This is a genomic window from Cognaticolwellia mytili, from assembly GCF_002104475.1.
GTDB lineage: Bacteria > Pseudomonadota > Gammaproteobacteria > Enterobacterales > Alteromonadaceae > Cognaticolwellia > Cognaticolwellia mytili.
In genome coordinates this window covers 318,753-337,299 of the sequence record NZ_NBOF01000002.1, presented here as the reverse complement: position 1 = coordinate 337,299, position 18,547 = coordinate 318,753, and the positions used below count along the sequence as shown (strand labels likewise).

At 37.4% G+C, this 18,547-nt stretch carries 16 protein-coding genes; 6 read left to right on the top strand and 10 right to left on the bottom strand.

The features are described from left to right. Window positions 1–98: 98 nt before the first annotated feature. The 5 genes from soxR to B7C41_RS06385 all read right to left on the bottom strand — a co-directional run bounded on the left by soxR (window position 99) and on the right by B7C41_RS06385 (window position 4,874). A complete protein-coding gene (gene soxR, locus B7C41_RS06405; RefSeq protein ID WP_085297969.1) occupies window positions 99–599 on the bottom strand; it encodes a redox-sensitive transcriptional activator SoxR in 501 nt (166 codons plus the stop codon). 124 nt (window positions 600–723) lie between these two features. Next, a complete protein-coding gene (locus B7C41_RS06400) occupies window positions 724–1,530 on the bottom strand; it encodes a DUF4198 domain-containing protein (protein ID WP_085297968.1) in 807 nt (268 codons plus the stop codon). Beyond that, window positions 1,527–2,075 (bottom strand): DUF2271 domain-containing protein, encoded by a 549-nt coding sequence (locus B7C41_RS06395; protein ID WP_085297967.1) that lies wholly within the window; start codon window positions 2,073–2,075, stop codon window positions 1,527–1,529. Before B7C41_RS06395 ends, B7C41_RS06400 begins: the two co-directional genes overlap by 4 nt. Before the next feature lie 18 nt (window positions 2,076–2,093). Beyond that, window positions 2,094–2,693: a PepSY-associated TM helix domain-containing protein gene (locus B7C41_RS06390; protein ID WP_085297966.1), complete on the bottom strand. Its 600-nt coding sequence runs from the start codon at window positions 2,691–2,693 to the stop codon at window positions 2,094–2,096. 111 nt (window positions 2,694–2,804) lie between these two features. Further along, on the bottom strand, window positions 2,805–4,874 hold the full coding sequence (locus tag B7C41_RS06385) for a TonB-dependent siderophore receptor (protein WP_085297965.1): 2,070 nt from the start codon (window positions 4,872–4,874) through the stop codon (window positions 2,805–2,807). Between the two features lie 592 nt (window positions 4,875–5,466). Here B7C41_RS06385 and B7C41_RS06380 point away from each other — a divergent pair. Continuing rightward, window positions 5,467–5,847 (top strand): VOC family protein, encoded by a 381-nt coding sequence (locus B7C41_RS06380; protein WP_085297964.1) that lies wholly within the window; start codon window positions 5,467–5,469, stop codon window positions 5,845–5,847. 429 nt (window positions 5,848–6,276) lie between these two features. Further along, window positions 6,277–7,932: a methyl-accepting chemotaxis protein gene (locus tag B7C41_RS06375; RefSeq protein WP_085297963.1), complete on the top strand. Its 1,656-nt coding sequence runs from the start codon at window positions 6,277–6,279 to the stop codon at window positions 7,930–7,932. A gap of 113 nt (window positions 7,933–8,045) precedes the next feature. Here B7C41_RS06375 and B7C41_RS06370 read toward each other — a convergent pair whose 3' ends face one another. Both B7C41_RS06370 and B7C41_RS06365 read right to left on the bottom strand, forming a co-directional pair. Beyond that, entirely contained in the window at window positions 8,046–9,494 is a 1,449-nt protein-coding gene (locus tag B7C41_RS06370) for an FAD-dependent oxidoreductase (RefSeq protein WP_085297962.1), read from the bottom strand. A gap of 329 nt (window positions 9,495–9,823) precedes the next feature. Then, window positions 9,824–10,915: a flavin-containing monooxygenase gene (locus B7C41_RS06365; RefSeq protein WP_085297961.1), complete on the bottom strand. Its 1,092-nt coding sequence runs from the start codon at window positions 10,913–10,915 to the stop codon at window positions 9,824–9,826. A 589-nt stretch (window positions 10,916–11,504) separates the two neighbouring features. Between B7C41_RS06365 and B7C41_RS06360 the strand changes: the two genes are divergently transcribed. Both B7C41_RS06360 and B7C41_RS06355 read left to right on the top strand, forming a co-directional pair. Continuing rightward, window positions 11,505–12,518: an FHA domain-containing protein gene (locus B7C41_RS06360; protein ID WP_085297960.1), complete on the top strand. Its 1,014-nt coding sequence runs from the start codon at window positions 11,505–11,507 to the stop codon at window positions 12,516–12,518. Beyond that, complete coding sequence (locus tag B7C41_RS06355) at window positions 12,511–15,174, top strand: serine/threonine-protein kinase (RefSeq protein WP_085297959.1); 2,664 nt, start codon at window positions 12,511–12,513, stop codon at window positions 15,172–15,174. The genes B7C41_RS06360 and B7C41_RS06355 overlap by 8 nt, the downstream gene beginning before the upstream one ends. Window positions 15,175–15,207: 33 nt before the next feature. Here B7C41_RS06355 and B7C41_RS06350 read toward each other — a convergent pair whose 3' ends face one another. Beyond that, a complete protein-coding gene (locus B7C41_RS06350; RefSeq protein WP_085297958.1) occupies window positions 15,208–15,555 on the bottom strand; it encodes a hypothetical protein in 348 nt (115 codons plus the stop codon). A 669-nt stretch (window positions 15,556–16,224) separates the two neighbouring features. Here B7C41_RS06350 and B7C41_RS06345 point away from each other — a divergent pair. Continuing rightward, window positions 16,225–16,401, top strand: a complete 177-nt coding sequence (locus tag B7C41_RS06345; protein WP_085297957.1) for a DUF3606 domain-containing protein — start codon at window positions 16,225–16,227, stop codon at window positions 16,399–16,401. A gap of 111 nt (window positions 16,402–16,512) precedes the next feature. Continuing rightward, window positions 16,513–17,487 (top strand): transposase, encoded by a 975-nt coding sequence (locus B7C41_RS06340; protein WP_085297956.1) that lies wholly within the window; start codon window positions 16,513–16,515, stop codon window positions 17,485–17,487. Window positions 17,488–17,714: 227 nt separating this feature from the next. Here the strand turns inward: B7C41_RS06340 and B7C41_RS06335 are convergent, their stop codons facing one another. Together B7C41_RS06335 and B7C41_RS06330 are read right to left on the bottom strand one after the other, a co-directional pair. After that, window positions 17,715–18,197, bottom strand: a complete 483-nt coding sequence (locus tag B7C41_RS06335) for a hypothetical protein (RefSeq protein ID WP_085297955.1) — start codon at window positions 18,195–18,197, stop codon at window positions 17,715–17,717. A 5-nt stretch (window positions 18,198–18,202) separates the two neighbouring features. Further along, window positions 18,203–18,547, bottom strand: coding sequence for an STAS-like domain-containing protein (locus B7C41_RS06330; protein WP_158089090.1), 345 nt, complete (start codon window positions 18,545–18,547; stop codon window positions 18,203–18,205).

The window sequence follows — 18,547 nt, the reverse complement described above, 5'->3', positions numbered from 1 at the left end:
TTTAAGTTCACAAGCAAGTTTTATTATTTAATGCCGACTTTAAATACAATGCTAACAATAAAAATAAACTGTGATTTTTTAGTTTAATATAGTGAGTTCTAACTACTTTTATTTAAACACTCATCACCTTCTGGTGACGCATTTTCGTATTCAACACCATCTGGTTTAAGGTGAGGGCCGGGGCCTAAGTCGCCTAATGTGTCGTACGGATTGGCCAATCTGCAACGGTCAATTGATAAACAGCCACAACCAATACAGCTATCAAGATTATCGCGCAAGGCGATAAGTTGGTTGATGCGTTCGTCGAGTTGATTGTGCCATTGCTTTGAAAGCCTAGTCCAATCATCGAGAGTTACGGTTTTATTATCTGGAATAGTCGCTAGTGCTTCTTTGATCTCTTTTAGCTGAACCCCAGACTTTTGAGCAATTTTTATTACTGATATTTTTCGTAAAACATCACGTGAAAAGCGGCGATGATTGCTGGAATTTCGATGCGAACAAATGAGTCCTTTGTTCTCATAAAAATGAATTGAAGAAATAGCAACACCGCTGCGTTTTGACACTTCGCCAATGGAAAGATCTGTTTTAATTTTATTCATAATGAGCTTGAACCTCAATTAAGGTTGAGGTGATATCATAGCAATGAATGTGATGAACAATAAACAAAAAGGGCCACGTTTTACCGCAGCCCTTCCTTAAATACTTATATTTTAAAGAAACATTCTATTGTAGTTGTACTTCAAAGGTAAGGAATACGCCGCCGTGTTCTTTGTCAGCAAGTGTTTTGTTTTTTGCATCTTGTTCATGCTCAGCAATTAGTAAATAACGGCCAGCATGCATTGGGGTAAAAGTAATTTCGCCTTTGTTATTGCTTTTCATTGTTAATGTTTCTGGATTGTTTCTGTAACGAGCACCATCACGGGTGATTTCAACTTCGACGCCCGATTGCACTTTGCCATTGTAAGTAAATACGAAAGTTGCGGGTTCATTTTCTACCACTTCTGATGGATGTGTTTTAGGTAATAATTCTAAGAATTTCCCATCAATCGCATAGTTCTCAGTAGGATTGTTCATGGTGATGTAGCTTTCAATTCGCGTAAGGCCGTAGGCGGTTTGCAGGCTAGTTGCGTTTGCTGGAACTAGTGACTTTAATTCCATTTTATTTACGCGAGCACGGTGGCGTTTATCACCTACTTTGTAAGTTGAAAAGTAACTAGGTGTTGAATTATTAGTAATTTTATATGTACCGCTTTCTTCGATAAAATAATCAGCAACTGATTTTCTATGAGCTTTGTATGCTGAAGAAGGACGTGATTTTTTACCCGATGGCGTTAAAATGCTTAGTGGGTCGATACTCAGTGCTTTATCAACATTAAACACTTCATTTGACGCTGTAGCGTCTAATGTTACCCACTCTCCACGCTCTGAAGAAAGTGTGAAATGGCTTGGTAATATCCAGCGTGAATGTGCGCTAACTTGGCTACTAACGGCAAGGGCTAGCATCACTAATGTTGCTTTTTTAAAGTTCATGTTTTTGCTCCTAAGGGGGTAACAGTAAAAGTAATTTCGCCAGTTTCAGCGGTTTCTTTTAAGGTGAATTGTTGAGTTTGATTGTTTAAAGAAAACTTTTGTTTAAGTAGTGCTCTACCACCTTTTTCACGAACAACTTCGATGTAAAGGGTGTAGTCACCTTCGGTAAGTGCGTGTTGTTCATCATCGGTAAGCTTGAACGAAAGTGGGAAACTACCAGCAGCATGAGTCGCTGAGGTAATTGCATCAACTAATTCAGCATCTTTCCTGCCGACGTTTCGCCACCAGCGACGAATATCTTTTAACCATTTAGGCTCTTTACGCCAAAGTAGCAGTGTACGAACTGATTTTCTGTCGTTGTTTTCAAGCCAAACCGCTACGTAAGGTGGGTGATATTCACCTTGTTGCTGTTTGAGTTCGAGCTTTATTGCCAGTGTGCCTGCATTGCTTTCATATGCTTGTGATGATTGCGATACGGAAACTAATAACAGGAGAAAAACCAGTAAAACGGTTTTAATGGCGCGATGTGAAAATAAAGTACTCATCAGGTTTGTCGTGTTCCTTTAGGCTAGGTAAATAATGCTAAATAGGGCAAAAATAGTACTGCCAATACTGAGCAGTAATGTTCTGCGAAAGCGCTTTTGTGGCATTGCTAAAATAAAGCCTGTAATGGCAAAGATAATAAAAAGTAGACTAGAAAGATCAATAATCCAACCCCAAAAATTGCTGGTGTTTCGGCCTTTATGTAAATCACTTAGCACTGCCCACCAGCCGTAATGAGTTTGCTCAAAAAACACCTCTCCAGAAGCTAAGTCAACGGACACACTGGCACTTTCACCTGCTTGCTTGATGCTATAGAACAATTCTCCAGACATTAATTCGATGCTAGCGTTGGCTAATGAAATAGCTAAAGTCTGTTCTAGCTCAGTGGTGATTTTTTGTTGTTGCTCAGTAGTAACTAGGTCATTTTCTAGAGTGAGTTTTTGTACGCCTTTAATGGTGGCTTCTATTTCTATAACTTGCGGTTGGTGATCTCGAAACCACTCAGGGTGATTAAGCGTTATGCCTGTAACTGAGAAAAATAGCAGCAAAGTTAGCAAGGCCATAGAAACATAAACATGTATCAGTCGTGCTAGGTTTAGTGTTTTTTTTGATGGTTTCATTACTACTCATGCTTATTTTTGAAATTTATTATTGGCACTAGTTATTAAATACATATAAACAAAAAGGCGTGTTGAGATATCAACACGCCGAAAGCTTAAACTTGTTAGTAATTAAAATGCTAGCTGTGCAGCAACACGAAAACTAATACCATCAGCTGCCGTTACACTACTAGTACCACCGCCAATAAGGTATTTTTTGTCTAGCAAGTTATTGATGTTAAAGCGTAGGTTAAGCTCATGGTTGCTTATATCCATTTGATATGTTGCACCAACATCAATACGTGTGTAGCTATCTTTTTCGATGGTGTTGGCACTATCAGCAAAACGAGCTCCTTCATAGAATGCACCAGCATTGAAAGCAAGCTTTTCAGTGAATTCGTAACGAGACCATAAGGCCGCAGACCACTCAGGTACATCTCTTGGCGTTTTGCCCTGATAGTTTTCGTCTTGTTCATACTCCGCGTCAATATTAATCAGTGAAGACATGATAAATAGTTTATCGTTTATCGCACCTTGGGCACCTAATTCAAAACCTTTATGGCGTTGTTTTCCTGCTTGTGTTGTGCGTGTTTCAAATTCAGGGTGATCAATATCTTCACTGATCAACTTGCCTTTTTTACTGATATCAAAAATAGCACCGCTTAATAATAACCTGTCATCAACTAGCTGCCATTTTACACCGATTTCACTTTGCTTTGACTCCATCGCATCTAATTTCATGCCGTGGTTAATATCGGTATCATTATTTAAGGTTTCACTTCTTTGTGGCTCAAAACCCTCTGTGTAGCTGTAATAAATTGTTGCTTGTTCTGAAGGGTGATAAAGCACGCCAAACTTAGGTGAAAATGATTCACTATCAGCATTTTCCTTGTTTTGTTTATCATAACGACCACCAAATGAAACCTGCCAGTTATCATTGAAAGTCACTAAGTCTTGCAAATAAACACCGTAATAATCATATTCGCTAGTATATAAAGTATCGTCATCTCTATAGTCAATATCAGGTTTGACGGGTTCGCTTTGGCCGGTAGAATAAGTCACTGATGAAGCTTTAACTTTAAGTTGACCATAGTAATAATCAAGTGAATTTGCACCGATTAACAATTGGTGATTAACACCAGCAAAGTCGAACTCGCCAGTAAAATCGATAAACTTAGTGGTGAACTGCCAGTCATCAAAGCGGTCATATGGTTTTGATGTGTACTCATCACCTTCGTTGAAATTAGCTGGTTTTTTAGCGGCAGATTCAAAACGTTCACGTTCGAATGTTTGCTTGTTATAGCCAATGGCAACCTGCCAATTATCATTAATACTGTAGTTAATATCGGCACCATAGTTCTCTACATCGATATCAGTGAATGCCCAAGACATGTCACGAATAGTTTTACGGTCGCCAATCAAGTCGCCATCTTCATTTAGCCAACCGCCAGTATCTAAACCGGCTTTATCGTTGGTGTAGTCATAATGTACGCGCAGAGATAGATCGTCAGATACATCATAATCAACAACTAAAGCGCCCAGAAAACGATCACGTTCACGTTGGTCACCATTTTGATATTCACGTTGATAAGTAACATCTTGCTTAACTAAATTGGCACGATATCTAAGTGACTCTTCATCGTTTAATGCACCGCCCGCGTCTAAAGTGAAACGAGTTGAACCTTCCTGGTCAGTATCAGCACCGATATTAAGCAATGTTCTTGCTGTTGGCTTCTTAGTTACCATATTAACTAAGCCACCAGGGCCAGATTGACCATATAAAATACTAGAAGGGCCTTTAATAACTTCCACGCTTTCTAATGTTTCTATTGGCTGTTGATAATGCGACCAATGCTGATGTCCGTCACGTAAATAACCATTTGATGAACTTAGTTCAAAACCTCTGAGGTTAAAAACTTCACGGTTACGTTGTTTTGAACCTGCTGAAAGACTCGCGTCGTTAGTTAGTACTTCACCTAAAGTTGTCGCCAATTGTTCTTCAACAATAGTACTCGGAATTACAGTTACTGACTGCGCCGTCTCAAGTAGTGAGACATCTGTACGCATAGCGCCTTTAGCTTCATCTACTTTGTAATCGTTAAAATAACTTCCGGTAACTTCGATAACTTCTATCGATTTGCTGTCAGCATGGGCTAGTGGCGTGGCCATAGAAATTGCTAAAAACAGCGGTGAGTACTTCATATTAATCTCCAAATTATTAACTATTGTTCTAAGGTAAAATGCAGCGAGCATTAAGTGATCGGGAATGTTAATGATAGTGATTATCGTTTGCAAGCTGTATTTTCAATAATTAGAGTAAAAAGTCGATTTACACAAGTTTTTGACTAAATTGGTCGCCAAATGAGCAGCGAAATAGGCTAGTTTTTTGTGAAATTCAATTTGTTGGCGTGTTTTATATCAATTGAAATAAATAATTGGTCATTCTAAAGTGGCCTAATTATCTAATATCTGCGTTGCTTTCAATCCTAATAGATAGTTATTGCTCGACGATATGTTCCTACATTGTTCTACTGATTTACATCCATGTAAGAATCAATCAAGCGTCTTACTTTTGAACATTTATTCTCGCTTATAATTGATCACTTACTGAATTTAATTGGCATTAGCTGTGATTAAAATATTGAAATCTTCTCATTTATATCAAATTATTATTGTCTTCTTAGTTGCTGATCGGGCATGCTGATCACAATGCTTTTTCATAGTAAGTGCTAGATAGTTTATTCAATTACTTAGTTAATGCTCTTGCTACCATTCTTCAATAAAAGGAAAGTTAATGTTTAGTCATATCATGATTGGTGCGAACGATGTGCAGGCATCGAAAGTGTTTTACGATGCAATTTTAGGTGAGTTAGGTCATAAGCCTGGCGTTATGGATGATAAGGGCCGATGCTTTTATTTTACTGATACTGGCGTTTTTGCTTTAACTAAGCCGATTGATGGTGAAGAAGCCTGCAATGGCAATGGTAGCACTATCGGTTTTGCTGCAACATCTCCTGAGCAAGCCGATGCTTGGCATGCTACCGGTGTTGCTAATGGTGGCATTGCTTGCGAAGATGCTCCAGGTGTTCGAGAAGGTACTATAGGCAAGCTTTATCTTGCGTATCTTCGTGACCCTTCAGGTAACAAAATTTGTGCTCTACACAGGGTAAGTTAATGGCTCGCTTATTAGTATAGTGACGCAAGTAGTGATCAAAAGTGACTAGGTACTATTACTTAGTCATTTTAAACTTTCAGGTGCTTATAAGTATCGAATGTTTATTTTTTATTCTGAGTTAATACTTTGTGCGCTACTTTGGATCTTGTATTTTTTGGTAGTAATGAACAGAGAACAACATTTTTAGCATATCATTTTAGTGTCGTCGCTAATAAATCCTGAATTCCTCCTTACTTATATCAACTATTAAAAATTGTAAGGTATTGCTTTTTTTTTAAAATATCTCAAGTGTTTTATGTTGCTGAGATTAGAATGAAATTCTATTTTGTTAGCAAAGGTCTATTAGTGATAACATTATTATTAAATATTTTTATAGTAGTAGTGTTTATCAAAAATAAACTTTACTGATCTCTAAAGGCTAACTATCCAATGTTTAACTTATTTACCCGCGCAACCGTACAAACTCGACTCCTGATTGGCTTTGGAGCGGTAATATTGATGATGGTAGTGATCACTATCGTTGGCATTAATAGCGTTAATGCTATCGATAAGTCGATGACAATGATCACAGATATGAACTCGGTTAAGCAACGCCACGCGATAAACTTTCGTGGTAGTGTGCATGATAGAGCTATTGCAATACGTGATGTGGTTTTAGTACGAGAGAGCCATGAATTACAGAGCACTTTAAAAGATATTACCCGCTTAGAGGCGTTTTATAATGAATCGCGCGTGCCACTTGATCAACTTATGATGAAGGGCTCGACCTCAAGTGAAAATAACATTCTTGAAATCATTAAACGTATCGAAAGAAAAACTATGCCCTTGGTTGAGCGTGTTGTCACTGAAGTTCAACAAGGTAATAAGCAACAAGCAGAGCAATTACTGTTAGCGTCAGTTAGACCAGCGTTTGTTGAATGGCTAGCGGCGATTAATCAATTTATCGACTATCAAGAAATTGAAAACCAAAAAGCGACTAAAATGGTGCGAGAAACTGCTGCAAGTTTTGAAGGTGTTATGCTGGCGTTGACGGCTATTGCATTCCTTATTAGTGGCTTTATTGTTTACCGTATTGCAAAAGGTTTAAGAGTTTCCCTTGATGGCGAACCGAGTGAAGTTGCACGCTTATTGTCGCAAGTTGCAGAAGGTGATTTAACACAAAGTATTGAAGTGCGTTATGAAAATAGTGTTTTATTCTCGTTAAAGAAAACGCAAAGCCAATTAAGCTCAACTGTGGCTAATATAGCAGGGGCATCAAAAGAAATTAATAGTCAAATCGATATTGTATCAACAGGCTCCGCTGATGTACTGGCATTAGTACAACAGCAGCGTGAATACACAGTACTAGCAACAGAAAATCTCAACGATATGCGCGATAAAACCTACACAGTGTCGGAATTATTGGTGCAAACCGAGCAAAACTCCTCACAAACATTAGACTCATGTACTGCTGGCAGTGAATCAGTTAATGCGACGGCGGAGGAAATTGAGAAGGTGTTAACTACGGTAAGTAGTGCGCTAGATAAACTTCAAAAGCTTGAACAGCGCACTAAAGATATTAGCGGTATTATTTCGGTGATCAGTGGCATATCAGACCAAACTAATTTATTAGCATTAAATGCGGCGATTGAAGCGGCAAGGGCAGGCGAATCAGGTCGAGGCTTTGCGGTAGTTGCAGATGAAGTCAGAACTTTAGCGCAGAGTACAGGCTCAGCAACCTCAGAAATTGAAGCTATGCTAACCGAAATAACGAAAGAAACGGCTGATTCAGTTGTAGCAATGGAATCGACATTACCTAAAATTGAGAAAGGACTTGCTCTAGGTGTTGATTCTGCCGAATTATTAAAAGCCATTGAAAACCAAGCGAATGATTCATTATTAAATGTTCGCCAAGTGGTTGATGCCTCGAAAGAGCAAATTGTTGCCATTGATGGTTTATATGAAGGCATGAAAAGTGTTGCTGATATGGCCGATTCTTCTACACGTTCATTAGAAAGAAATAATGATGTAGCATTAACGCTTGGTACTTTAGCTAATAATTTAAAGCAACAAATAGCTTATTTTAAAGTGAATTCAGTAAGCTAAATTGAGCTGTTTTATTTTTATTAAAAAAGACGCTAAGTAGCGTCTTTTTTAATTGCTTTTATTGCAAGCTCAGCGCTTTAAACTCTACATTGATACTTGTTGTATTTGACCCTTTAATCTTCACTTTTCTTTAAACAACGACCTCTTGGTTCGTTACCCTCATGTAATACGGTTTCCGAGTGCAGGAACTGGGCGGCTGCAGCAGAATCTTTTACTTTGGTCGCACTACGTTGCAGCATTTCCGCTTCAAACTCGGTTAATACATTGTTTCTGATCCCAAGCTCACGCCATTGAGATTGTGGCCGACAACCTTTTGTGATCCCTCGAGCTAAGGCTAGTGCGTCTAGCAGCGCTTGATTTGCTCCTTGTCCTTTGAATGGGCTCATAGGATGAGCGGCATCGCCGATTAAAGTAACTTGTTGGCCATTTTCTAACAACTCTGCGGCAAGTGGTTTTCGGTCATACACTGGATAACCGGAAATTTGTGCTGCCTGAGTTGCCGCTAGAATTTGAGGAATAGGGTTGTGCCACTGGCATCGTCGATTTGCTTCTTCTTTGAGCGCTTGTGGGCCTTTAGCACTCAAGGTTTTGGCGTCGTCTTCTTGCATTGGAAAGCTAAGCTGCCACATCACTGAGTTTGATGTATAAGGCATCATGTAGATCCGCTCATTGCCATTAGCGGTTTGAAACACCGTGGCGGAGTCTAGCAAATTACTAACAACATCTTGAATACTTTCTAAAGGGCAGATACCCAAAATAACAATGCAGCCTAAGTAACATAATGGCGAAGCATCTTCGCCAATCAATAGTTTCCGTACAGTGCTACGAATACCATCAGCCCCAACAACTAAATCTGCAGTGGCATGTTTAATTTCCCCGGCTACTTGAAAGCTTAAACTCACTCCTTCGTCATGAGATTCTTTAAAATCAAGGAGTTGATGATTCCATCGCACTGAGTTTTGATCGCCTAGTTGCTTAAGTAGGGCTAAACGTAATGATTGTCTAGCAATATGGATGTTAGTGCGTTTGGGAGCTGTTTTTGACGTTGACTGGCCCCATTTTCTAATCCCCCATTCACCAATGACTTTTCCTTCGGTGGTATGAACAACGTGTTTAGTTGAAACGACACCATCTTCCAATGAAAAAATTCCTAAGCCTTCAATTGCTCTACTCGCTTGTTGTAACGTTAGCCCATAACCTTGAGAACGCACATCGAAGTCACTATCACGCTCGTAAAGTGTAAAAGGAATTCCTCGATGCAAACAAGCTACAGCGAGTGCTACACCACCTATTCCACCACCAATAATGGCAATGTGTGGGTAATTTTCATTGTCAGCTAAAGGATGAGTAGCGGCAGGTAATAAGCCAACGCCTTCACAGTTTGTACATGTATGGAGGTGGCCTTTAGGGCGAACGGGTGCTATTCCTTCACGATTGAACTTTTCAAATTCATCTAATTCTCTTTGATAGCGCAGTTTAATTTTTTTACGGAGCCCTTTACTTTTTTTGCCACGCCCCTGACATGCTAGGCAAATAGTCCAGTTAGTTTCTTTATTCTTCAATTTTTTCACCTACTTCATATTTAACTAGGCTATTAATTTCTGTGCTATAAGAAAAACCTTAATCTATGATTAACGTTGATAGTCGAGTTTTGATTGTTACTGTTTGTCAAAATATTTATGAAAAGTAATAAAGTATTATTATACGAATAATTCATTTGAAAACATATTGAAAAAGTTTATAACAGCGGTCATAGATGTAATAAAAACCCGGGCAGCATATTTAAAACACGATGCGATAAAGTTTTGTTTTATGAAAAATGATTCGTCGATTGTATTTTCTATAAAAAGCTAATACACCTATATGTATTAGCTTTTTATTTAGCAGAACATTAGTACGCTTGCTCTAAATCAGTCACGTTATTAATTACTAGATTCTCTTTATTTTGATTCTGAATGTAGGCCATTAAATATTCTGCATCTTTCCAAACACCACCAAGTGTCGCTGAGCCTCGGGTATATAACCAAGGTAGGCCAATAAAATATAAGCCTTCAACATCATTACTTACTCCACGATGGTTACTTGGGTAGTTCATTTCATCAAAGGTGATATTTTCGATCCAAAAGAAGTTAGGTTTGAATCCTGTAGCCCAAACAATATTTTTAATACTGCTGATACTACCTTTTTGAAATTTTATACTGGTTTTATTTGCGGATAAAGTTCTACCAACATGAATAACGTTCTTTTTTGCTAGCAGCGACTTTACGTCAGTACCAATCACCGGTTGCACGCCTTTACTTAACCATTTGCCAATTTTACTGTCGCGAGTAACGGATAAAAAGCCGATTTTGGTAAACCACCACCATAACGTTTTTCCTAAAAATGATTGCGGAATTGCAGTGATTTTATCAGTGCCTGAGAAGTAAGCGGTACGGCCAGTTTCTGCTATTTCTGATAAGATTTGTACGCCAGAATCGCCAGCACCTACCACTAAACAATCGCCATCTTGCAGTTGCGCAGGGCTTTTATAGTGCTCGCTGTGCAATTGAGTAACATTTTCATCAATATCAACGTGGCAAGGCGGTGTAAAAGGGGTATGAAAAGGACCCGTGGCAATAATAACTTGCTTCGCTTGATAACTTCCCGTTGCACTGGTTATTTCAAAAATGCCATCAACTTTCTTTATCGAGTTAACTTTTTTATTGAATTCAATTGGTAGAGAAAATTGTTCAACATAACTTTTTAAATAATCAGCTACTTCATATTTATTAGGGTAATAACCTTTAGGAAATGGAAACTTCATCCCTGGAAGGTGATTGTATTCTGTAGGGGTAAATAACTTCAATGAATCCCAGCGCTTTAGCCAAGGTGCACCAATATGTTCATTAGCATCTAATATCAGATAATCTTTATTGTTTTTGGATAAATTATAAGCGATTGATAGCCCTGATTGTCCTGCGCCAATGATGATAAATTCTTTCATGGAGTCCAGTTAAGTTAGTACAGTTATTAATATGCGCACATTCTAACAGAATACAGTGCAACTTAGTTAGACCTCTAAGTGTTTTTGTCTCTTAAGTTAGCTTGTTCAAGTTTAACGTTAGGTATTACATGTCTTTAGAGTGATAAGTACTACATAGAGTTCTAATTAAATTGTAAAGAATGATGTAAAAATAAATTTACATGACCTGAAGCCGATGAAGTATTTTACTGAACTAGTGCAAAGCTAAAGTTGCTTGATGATATTACGGCTAAAATGTCAACGTTATTGCAAGTTAATGAGGTTTTGGCTTAAGGTAAAGCTATAAGGTAACTTGTACTGATAGCTTGAAATTTTATTTTCATTACCTGACATCTTTAAATAAAACAGTCTTAACAAGTTTTAGCCCGATGATATTTAAGGGTATTTCTTACTCTGTTTTATATTACTTCCTAATGAAAGTGATGCCTAACCCATTGTTATTATTAGGATGTAGTTATACTATTGACTGACGGTACTTATTTACATTTATTACAATGAATTCTTTCTACTGTTCTATCGCAGATGAATTATTCATATCAGGGATTTTAATATGGCTACTATTTTAAATCTTAATCATGAATCAAAAACGTTAAGTTACTTAAATGCCTATCATTGTTTTGGTCGCTCAACGACTAATGCTGATACCGTTATTGATGCACCTGAAATATCTCGACTACATGCAGTCATCGAGTGGGTAGATGAGCAATACGTTATTCGTGATATTAGTAGCAATGGTACCTGGGTTAACGACTCTAAGTTAATTAAAGACTGTGTTCAAAAGCTTAATGTTGGAGATAAAATTTATTTTGCGAGAACCGAAGCACATGGTTTTTTAGTACAAGAACTTAGTCCACCACAAAATATGTTACTTGCGATTGAATCGTCGGTGACTAACAAAACACCAAGCCCAATTATGCTGAGTGACTCCAATATATTACCTTCAACCCAGCAGCCAGAAATAGCTTTGTTTTATGTGCACAGCAAAGACAAATGGTATAAAGAGTATCTTGATGATGTAACGGGTGTCGCTTACGCTGTATCCGACTTAGATATCGTTAATTTTTCCGGTAAAAATTGGCAGCTCAAATTAAATAGTCCAACAGAAAATACAGCACATTTGGCTAAACCTAAATTATTAGCTCACCAAATTAAGTATCGTTTTAATTTAAGCCAGGATGAAGAAACAACCGAGCTAACGATTACCGCTAATGATGAGGAGTTTTATTTGTCTGATAGAGCTCATCATTATTTAGTGCTAAGTTTAGCGAGAGATCGCGATGAAGATGCTAAAAAAGGCATCGATGAATATAACCAAGGCTGGCGATTACGAGAAACTATTGCTAAAGACCTTGGAGAAGATATGCCGTTTGTTAACACCCATGTTTTTCGAGCTAAGCGCCAACTTGTAAGTACACTTAATGATGTTTGTGATGGTGATGTACTTATCGAGAAAAAAGGCAATAAAATACGTTTTGCTGGTAGTTCATACCGCATCTATCAAGGTAATAAGTTAATAGTGAACCGCGGACAAGAAAAAGTATCCCTTACGGTCATGCATGGATAAGAGTTTGCCGCAGTATACCCGTGAACGATTATTGGGCGAAGGAGGGATGGGGAAGGTTTACTTAGCGACTGACAACCAATTACAGCGTCAAGTGGCAATTAAAGAGTTAACTGCGCCAATAAAAAATCAAACACAAGGCGAAAACGTTGATCTAGTACTCAAAGAGGCACGCTTATTAGCACGCGTTAATCATCGCAATATTATTCAAATATACAACATTCATGACCAAGACGGCAAAACCTCGTTAGTCATGGAGTATTTCAAAAGCAAAACCCTTACACAATTTCAAAACGAAACGATAACCACACTGGTTCAAAAATTAGATTTGCTCACCCAATTAGCTGCAGGCTTAGCGCAAGCGCACCGTAGCGATATTATACATTGTGATTTAAAGCCAACCAATATACTGGTTAATGAGCAAGGCGAGCTTAAAATTACTGACTTTGGCATAGCGCGTTTAACGGGCAATAAAAAAACAGTATCTCCAATTCATCAGTCATTAGACACTGCTGAATACGGTTGCTTGTTTTTTATGTCGCCTGAGCAAATAAAGCAACAAGTAGTTGATTATCGTAGTGATATTTTTTCACTAGGTATTATTGCTTACCAGTTAATGGTTGGTAGTCATCCGTTTGGCAAAGGCTCGACACTAGAGGTGGCTAACAGGATATGCCAACAAACACCTGAACATGCTAAAAACTTAATGATTGCAACGCCAAGTGCATTAACTGATTTATTGATGGAAATGTTAATAAAGCCAGTAGAAGAACGTACATTAACCGCGAATATAATTGAAAATCGGTTGAGCCATATTCGAGCGGCTTTACTGCAAGCCGATATTAATGAGCAGGCAACCACAATGCTGCCTAATATTGACAAAAATTTTGCGTTAAGCTCTAGCGCTAAGATTGAATCAAGCCAAGTTTCAAAAGTGTTGTTAAAACCGCAACATAAACAAGCTAAAAACAAACTCATTAACGTTGCTTTAAGCCTATGTATATTGTGCTTAGTTATAGCGACAAGCTTTTGGTTTTATAGTGGCCCAGAAATAACAACAAAATATCTGGTTATTTTGAAGCCAACGCTGACAAATAGCCCGCTAATGGCACCCATGCAGCAAGATTTAGTGATCTCAGCCGTTGAAGATGCTTTACGACAAGCGGTAATAAATACTGAAAACATGTACTTAGTGTCACAGCGAGAAGTGAACGCTATTACTAAAGTTTACCCTAACGATTTAAGAAAACTGAAGCAAGCGGTTGGTGCCTCAGACATTATTTCCACAGCACTTGAGTGTGACAATAACCGCTGTAAAGTCAGCTTTTCACGTTTGATTGCTAACGTAAATAATACGGAAAGCCTAGTGGTAAAGTCTGAAAAAAATTGGCTAGCGCCTATCGAAAAGTTCAATGTTATTTATAGCACCAGCCAAACACAATTTGCCTCGCTTTACCCTGAGTTAGCAGAAGTGAATCAATCAGGTTTATTGCAACGGCCAATTAATGAGGATGATTATCGAGATTATATTGCACTTTATAGCCAGGTTAGGGGGCAAGGAGATTATAGTGCGGCGAGTTTAACAGAGTTAGAAGCTATACTGGCCCGATCTCCGTATCTATATGCTGGCTATCGTTTATATCGAAATATAGCTTTAGATTTATATTTTGATTCGCAAGATAATAAATACTTAAATAAGCTCAATATAATATTAGAGAATTCCCCACCTGAATATCGTTTCAGTATTTATGAAGCAATAGATAGGTTTTGGTTAGCGTCAGATATTGGAGAGACTGAAAAAGCTAAATTGCAGATTAATGAAGCTAAGAAAAGAGGAGTAGATACTTTGACTATTTCAGAATTTGAGGCTTATATATTATTTAGTAACGGTGAATATAAAAAAGCTGTTAATGCGTATTCTAATGCTTTTAATTTACGTCCTAGCTCTAGCTTACTTTATAATATTGCGTTTAGTTATTGGCGATTGGGTGATTTGGTTAAATCAAAAAATGCACTAAGTAAGATGCTGAAGATGGTCCCCAACAATTATAAAGCTCAACGACTGCAAGCGAATATTTGGTTACTCCAAGGAAATATCGAATTAGCTATTACAGCCTTTAAAAAAATAGTAGATGAAGAAAGTAGCAGTACTGATTTATCTAATTTGGGATTAGCTTATAGCTTAAACAAACAATATATAAAATCATTGGCATATGCGAAATTAGCAGTAGATAAAAACCCCAAAAATACAATTAACTTATTAAATCTAGCTGATATAGAACTGATTTTAGGGAATATAAGGATAGCTAAGGCTCATTACCAAAAAATAATAGATGCTCCCGAGAATAAGCAGCAATATAGATATTGGCTAGATCTATCACTAGCCTATTTGCATTTAAACAAATCAAAACTATCAATTGAATCATTAAACAATGCCAAAAAATTAGCGCCTGATAATGGCGAGGTCGCTTATACTTCTTCACTTATTTATAGCTCGTTGGGGGAATTTACATCTGCGGTAGTAGAAGCAAAAAAAGCGTTGAATAATAAAGTCGGTGTTGTTTGGTTTAACCTTCCTTGGTTTGATAAATTATGTGAAAAACAAGACTTTAAACAATTAATGATGAATTATGATAATGCTTTACGTTGCTCTACGTAACGTCACTCCCCTATGCTAGTTAGCTAATTGAAATTAATTTCGAATTACCCCTCCACCATCATTAATTCCGGTTATTGAAGCTTCTTCCTCACTTATTGCAGCACCACTTATCGTTACTAGCTGTAAAAATGTCTCTGAATCTGTTTCTGCTAAATCTAATAAACGTTCGAGCTGCGCTGGTTTTGATTCAGCCATTCTTAATACTTGGTTAAGTAGCTCTTTATTGCCTAGAGCTACTGTATTTAACCTCTCAAGCAGAGCTGGGTTGGTTTCTGCTATCGTGATTAGCATGGCAGTAGAGCTTGCAGCGTTAACGTTTGGTAAAAAACTGCAGCTGATTAGAGCGACTATTATTGATAACACTTTAAAATATTTTTTCATCGTTTTTCCTATCAAATTTTATGACGCTCAGCTTGAGCTCACTTGAAATCGAATAGAAATTTAAGGGATAGACTTACTTAAAACCATGACTATCAATGTCAGAACTAGAGTTTTCTATTTTTATGGCTTCTAATTATTAGGGGTATAAAAGTAACTTCTTATTTAACAAATGCTTATTTTTTATTCTAACTTCTAATTCGTTACCACAATTAAGTGAGCCAACCATTGCAATTTTTATTATCCTGAACTGAACTGTTATTTCTCATGTTTGCAAAAATTTATAAAAATAGTTTAACATTTTCAATGAGATGATAGGTGACATGCCGTGCAATGTAATTTTTTCTTGGATCTAGGTATAGTTCATTCAAAGCTGACTTTGTCGCTTTATTTTATGTTCAAATATTCTGATTAAACGGGTTATGGTAAATAAAATAGCTCTGGGCACAGGTAGTAAGGATGCTAACGATATATGAAAAACAATTGGGCGATTGCATTTATTAGTATGAATTCAGCCCACTATGTCGCACCAAAAGGAAGAGCAAATTTGGAGAAACCAATGAGAATGGCTGCACAGCCCCTTAACTTTTGAGTTTCTCGACTTTCACCAACTTACTTATGAAAAAGAATAGGGCAGCAATAGTAGTAAATTAATCTAATAGGAATGTAAGCATGTCGGATGATAAAACAGGCAGAAGCCAGGAAGATAGCAAGCAAGTCGATATTAATGAGGATAAAGAAATAGCCCATTGGTGCGAATTTTTTAGCTGTTCTGAAGATGATTTGAGAGTTGCAGTAATGGCCGTTGGAAAGTCGCTGAATACACTTACAAAATATTTTGACAAATAAAGTAAAATTAGCACTAAAATTAGAAAATTAGCACGACACCCACTGTAACTGGAACAATTCAAACCATTACTCTACGCTGAAGTAAGTAAATCACCTTAGCAGGGAAGAGCTATGGCAACGCGAAGAAAGCAGCAAATTAGTTTAGCGGATACGCCTTATTATCACTGCATTGTTCGTTGCGTTCGACGAGCTTTTTTATGTGGTGAGGATAAGGTTTCAGGTCAGAGCTATGAACACCGTCGAGGTTGGGTCGAAGACAAGCTACATATTCTCACGCAAGTATTTGCGATTGATGTTTGTGCCTATGCAGTGATGAGTAATCATTACCATGTCGTGTTATGTATTGATGAAGCCAAAGCAAAACAATGGACAATGACAGAGGTGCTTGAACGTTGGCATCAATTATACAAAGGCACGCTGCTAACTAGGCAATATTGTCGTGATGAAAAGTTAACTAAACCACTACTTGATATTGTTATAGCGACAAGTGAAGTTTATCGAAAACGCTTGATGAAAATAAGCTGGTTCATGGGCAATATCAATGAAGGTGTTGCAAGAGACGCTAATCAAGAAGATAACTGTACAGGGCGCTTCTGGGAAGGCAGGTTTACCTCTCAAGCATTATTGGATGAAGCAGCGCTTGCGGCCTGTATGGCGTATGTTGATTTAAACCCTATTCGAGCAAAAATAGCAAAAACGCCAGAGAATTCAGACCATACGAGCATAAAATTACGCTGTGAAAATGTGTTGAAAAACCAACAGCCCGATACACTTTTCCCTTTTATTGGTAACCCAAGAAAAGTGATGCCGAAGGGCTTACCTTTTGAATTATCAGATTATCTTGAATTAGTGGAGTTAACTGGACGCTGTATCCGAGAAGATAAGCGTGGATACATCGAGGGAAATCAACCAGCGATACTCAGCCGTCTAAGTATATCAGCTGAAAATTGGTTAATTATCACGACAGAGTTCAGCACTCAATTTCATGGTGCTGTAGGTCATGAAGATGCACTGAGTGACTATTGTCAGCACAAAAAATTAAAGCGACGACAAAACCTGAGTCACTGCAATAAACTCTTTGCTTAAAGCTTTGGTTATAACGTCATAAAACATTATCAGATTATTCTGAGGACGACTATTGCTGAAATTTTATTATTTCAGGTTAAATTGATTAAAAAATAGTTCTTGCTCTCAAAAGCCTTTCCACCAGTCACATCTTGAAGCGCTACCGTTAGTAAATTAATGAGATATTGATATTTTGTTGTTTAGATTATTTACAGTGAGTGTCATGCTAAATATCAGTATGTGTCTTCTCAATCTCTTGGGTGTTTTAAGTCAAAAGATTTGAGAATATTTATTTTTAATTCTGACGAATGATAATTCATATCTTCAATTTTTAGAGCTTTAATCGCATCTGACACTGTTGTTACCCTTTCTGCATCTAAAGTCACAGCTCTTCGAAGTCGTCTTAAGTTCAAGCTAAAATTAACATTTATATCTCTAGAAGTAATAAGTTGGAGAGTATTACTTAAACTAGTAATTTTTAGCTCAAAATTCTTAGCGTGTAAAATATGATTAGTGTTCGGAACGGGAGTCAACCAATAGTCTGTTGCCTCTTTTAATAAATCATCAGTTAATTTAAACATATGTGTTATCAAGCCATATGTTTCATTTCTTGAGGTGATTCTTTTCGCGTTAGAGTATATTACTTTCCAACCAATGTAAGTCAGGATAATACTAATCAATAATACTAGAGTGGCTGTTATGGCAGGATTACTATTTAAATAGGAGAGCATCTATTTCATTCCATCTTCTGATGAGCTTCTGTAATATACTCCCAAATTTCATCGTAATAGCTTTCGTCGTTAGTTATTATAAATAATCGATCCTTAATTTCTTGAAAAGGAATGCCTGCTCGAATTAATCCTCCAAATGCCTCATCAAAGAACGAGGAACCGAAACCTCGATCGACATTATCTAGCAGTACTTCTATTTTATCTTTACTTTCTCTGAATACAGGAAGTAGCTGTTCATTTCTAAACCTATCTCCAGTCCATTTACCATCAGATGGATGCTGGTCGGTTGCAAATTGAAACCTGCCAAAAGGTTTTTCAGAAAAATCTCTAGCAATATCTATATTTATCAT